3 protein-coding genes are annotated in these 4166 nt (G+C 67.2%); all 3 read left to right on the top strand.

Annotated features, from left to right (window positions below; all coding sequences use genetic code 11):
• Positions 1 to 1533, top strand: a 1533-nt coding sequence (locus tag VGL40_12975) for a BsuPI-related putative proteinase inhibitor (GenBank protein HEY3316176.1), incomplete at its 5' end; no start/stop codon positions are given.
• 338 nt (positions 1534 to 1871) lie between these two features.
• The gene (locus VGL40_12970; protein HEY3316175.1) at positions 1872 to 2873 is read left to right on the top strand and encodes a hypothetical protein; all 1002 of its coding nucleotides are present in this window, start codon (positions 1872 to 1874) and stop codon (positions 2871 to 2873) included.
• 371 nt (positions 2874 to 3244) lie between these two features.
• Positions 3245 to 4166 (top strand): S-layer homology domain-containing protein (locus VGL40_12965; protein ID HEY3316174.1); only part of this gene is annotated, 922 nt, incomplete at its 3' end.

The raw sequence follows: 4166 nt of genomic DNA, 5'->3' as shown, positions 1-4166 counted from the left end.
ACCGATGGCAAGGCGACCGCCGTCGCCGCCACCCGCGGCAGCGTCGTCGCCGGTGCCCTGGTCTCCGCCGTCACCACCGGCACCCTCTCCATCACCATCAAGAAGGCCGACAACACCCAGGTGACCGTGGTCCTGGCCGACAACGCCACGGTGACCCTCAACGGCGCGGTCTCGACGCTGGCTAACCTCCAGGCCAACGACTCGATCACCGCCACCCTCGGGGCCGACGGGAAGGCTACCGCCGTCGTCGCCTCCCGGTCGACCACCACGGTGACCGGCAAGCTGGTCTCGGCGACCACGGTCGGGACCGTCTCCGTGACCGTCAAGAAGGCCGACAACACCCAGGTCACCTATGAGTTGGCGGCCAACGCCACGGTGACCCTCAACGGCTCCGCCTCGACCCTGGCCAACCTGCAGGCCAACGATGACCTCACCCTGTCCATCGGAACAGACGGCAAGGCCACCGCGGTGGTCGCCACCCGGACCGCCAACACCGTCTCCGGCCAGCTGGTCTCGGCTTCGACCATCGGGACCCTCTCCATCACCGTCAAGAAGGCCGACAATACCCAGGCCACCTACGAGCTGGCGGCCAACGCCACGGTGACCCTCAACGGGGCCGCCTCAACCCTGGCCAACCTGCAACTCAATGACGACGTCACCCTGACCCTCGGCACCGACGGCAAGGCCACCGCCGTGGCCGCCACCCGTGGCCTGGTCAGCGGGAAGCTGGTTTCGGCCACGACCATCGGGACCCTCTCCATCACCATCAAGAAGGCCGACAACACCCAGGCCACCTACGAACTGGCGGCCAACGCCACGGTGACCCTCAACGGGGCGGCCTCAGCCCTGGCCAACCTTCAGGTCAACGACGACGTCACCCTGACCCTCAACACCGACGGCAAGGCCGCCGCGGTGGCCGCCCTGCGGGCGACCACGGTCACCGGCTCCGTCTACTCGGTCGGGTCGGGGATGATCGCGGTGAAAAAGGCCGACAACACGGTGACCTCCTACGCCGTGGCCGCCGGCGCCTCGATCAAGCTCAACGACGCCACCGCCACCCTCGACCAGCTCCAGGCCAATGACTTGGTCACCGTCACGGTCGGCACCGACGGCAAGGTCAGCGCCATTGTCGCCACCCGGACCGACCCGGCCCTGGCCAACATGCAGCTGACCGTCTCCACCAACAAGACCGCCTTCCCCCTCGGGGAAGCCGTGAACTTTACCTTCACAGTGAAGAACAACAACACCGCCCCGGTCACCATCATTTTCCCCACGGCTCAGCAGTACGACCTGATCGTCACCCTGAACAATTCCGCCGTCTGGCAGTGGTCGCTGGGCCAGGCCTTCGGCCAGACAGTCACGGAGATGACCCTGGCCGCCGGCCAGACCGTGACCTACGCGGCCACCTGGGGCCAGTTGAGCAGCGCCGGTCAGGCCGTGGCCGCGGGTCAGTACGCCATCAAGGCCCAGTTCAAGGGGAAGATCAACAACCAGGCCCTACCGGAGCAGACCGGGAGCTTCACCATCCAGTAGCCTCAGCGATACAGGCCATCTGCGAGAGGCAAGGGACACCATGTCCACAAGCCGATCCCCAAGCCCAGGCCCGGCGGGAGTCCTTCCCCCGGGCCCCTTTTTTCTACTCCGCCCGGTTGTGGACATGCCTGTCAGCGACCACTAGGGGTGGTGGTTTGTCCGAAGGCCGGACCCCGCGAAGTCGCATCGCGTCGCTATTTGCTGGAAAGCGGAGGGAGGATTCGCCGAATCAGCGGTGAATTCAGACACTCCCGCAAGCCAACGGACGCAGGCTTTTCCGAATGAAGCTCCGCCCGGACAGCCGACACCCTGTCGAGGCCTGAGAGAAGGTGAGACCGGTGGCCCCGATCACAAGGCGACAGCTCAAGAGCCCCAAGGGGACCCCGCGCCGCCGGTTGCGGCCGCCTTTGGCTGCCCTGGTGGTCATCAGCCTCGTCCTGTCCGCCGGGGTCTGGACGGCGGCTGCCGGCTTGGGCCCCGGGGACGACTCGGCCACCGGCGGCCCGGGTACCGTGGGCTCGCCGCCGCTCGTGCCCGGAGCGGCCCCAGGGTCGCAGCCTCTCGGCTCCGGACCTTCGGGGGCAGGAGCATCGGGAACCGGCGAATCAGACCACGGCGGCGGCTGGCTCCTCTACTTTGAGCAGCTCGAGAAGCTGTTTCATCGCGGCTCACCGGCGGATCTGCCGACCCCCACCTTGGTCGCCGGAGTCCGAGGCGACCGAAGCGTAACCCAATCCGGCCCCGAGCCGGTCGTCGTGGCCAGCGCCCCGCCAACCGGACCGAGCAGCGTCCAAGAGCTGGTTTCCGCGGTCGACACGCCGGTCTTAGTCAAGGTCGCCGCGGGCGAAGCGGGTCCGGAGAAGAACAAGGACCAGGATAAGGATCGGCCCCTCGAGAAAGAACGGGGCGAGGCCCCGGGAAAGTCGCCGGCCGTCAATTCGGCCTCGCTCTCCTTCGAAGTGGTCAACGTCGATAGCCGGCCTCAACTGGTTGTCATGCTGGCCCCCGAGACCTTATCAGTGAGCGGCGGCGGGCCGGCCGGGCCGGCCGGGGAGCGCCCCGACGCGGGCGGCAAAGGCCCGGCCGCCGAGTCTAAACCCGACAAGGACCAGGCCGCGAACGTAAGCCCGATCGACACCGCTCAAGCGGCCGAGGCCGAAGTGCTCCTGCCTCCCGCCCCGACCATCGCGGGAGACGCGGCGGTTCCAACCTACCTGGTCGCGTGTGAGCCAGGGCCGGCCGGGTCGACTGAAGAGGACTCGGGCAAGGGCCCCAAGGGCGGGGTCAAGGACGGCTTCGGGAAGAGCGGCTCCGGAAAGGGCAAAGTGACTCCCAGATAAGCCTGGCGCAAAAAGCTGACGGATTTCCCACCGCCACCCCCGAATCGGGCCCCTCCGGGCCCGATTAGATTTTATATGGGGTCTTCCTTCGGCCGGCGGGATGACGCCCCGGTGTCCCGGAATGACGACCCCTCGCAAAGGTCCGGGAGGTTTACGACGGAGTCCACCGCCCACGGATCGATTGGCATATTCCGGAAACCTCGTGTTCGAGGGAGGTGCGGGGAGGCTCTCCACGAATCTTTTCTTCTTGAGAGTCCAATTGGTAACACCGAGCCCCGGGTTCGGTCAGGAGGAGCAGACGATTCATGGATTCAGTTGGCCGCCGCAGGGCTGAACGATATCGGCGCCGAGCACTCCTGGCGCGGGGAGCGGTGGCCCTTGTTCTTGTCGTGGGCCTCATTGGGTCGCCCACGGCCGGCACGCCGGCGGCGTCGGCCCAGGCCTCCGTCTCGTCGACCCAGACCGCCAAGGCGGCGCCGGCCGCCACTTTCGTCGACATCACCGAGCACTGGGCCCGACGGGAGGTCGAACTGCTGGCCGCGAAGGGCGTGGCGGAAGCCCTTGCCGGATCGGCCTTCGGGCCCGAGGTCCCGGTCAACCGCGGCGACCTGGCCAAGATGTTGGTCCTCGGCCTCGGCCACGGTGGCGAGGCCGAATCCTTGGCCAACGAGCCATCGTTCTTCGCCGACGTGACCATGGGTGACCCTGACCGGCCTTACATCGAACTGGCCTATGAACTAGGCATCGTCAACGGCTACCCCGACCGGACCTTCCATCCCGATGCCGACATCTCGCGGTCGGAGATGACGGCGATGATTCTCCGCGCCCTTGGGTGGGAGAAGCTGGCGCAGTCGGCGGCCGCCGCCAAGCCGGTCTATCCCGATCAGGCCGAGATCGCCCCTTGGGCAATGGGTTATGCCCTGCTGGCCCATCAGACGGGAATCATCAAGGGCTATTCCGACGGCACCTTCCGGCCGCTGGCCTCGACCACCCGGTCTCAGGCCGCCGTGCTCGTTGCGCGGATGCTCGGGGCCATGGGCCGCCTCTACGACCTTAGCGGCACGGTTAGAACCATTGATCTGGTCGACGGAGCGGTCGGCCTGGAGGTCCTGGCCGGCGACCGTCGGCTGGTGGTCTACACCGGCACCCGGGTCTACCGCAATGACCAGCCGGCCGGCCTCGCCGACGTGGCTTACTTCGATGAAGTGCAGGTGGTCCTGGACGCGGTCGGCCGGGTGACCTTTTTGGATGCCCACATGGTCTCGGTCGAGGGAGTGTTCAAGTCCCTCGATC

Source organism: Bacillota bacterium, from assembly GCA_036504675.1.
Lineage (GTDB): Bacteria > Bacillota > Sulfobacillia > JAJYWN01 > JAJZPE01 > DASXUT01.
This window is presented reverse-complemented; position numbering and strand designations above follow the sequence as displayed.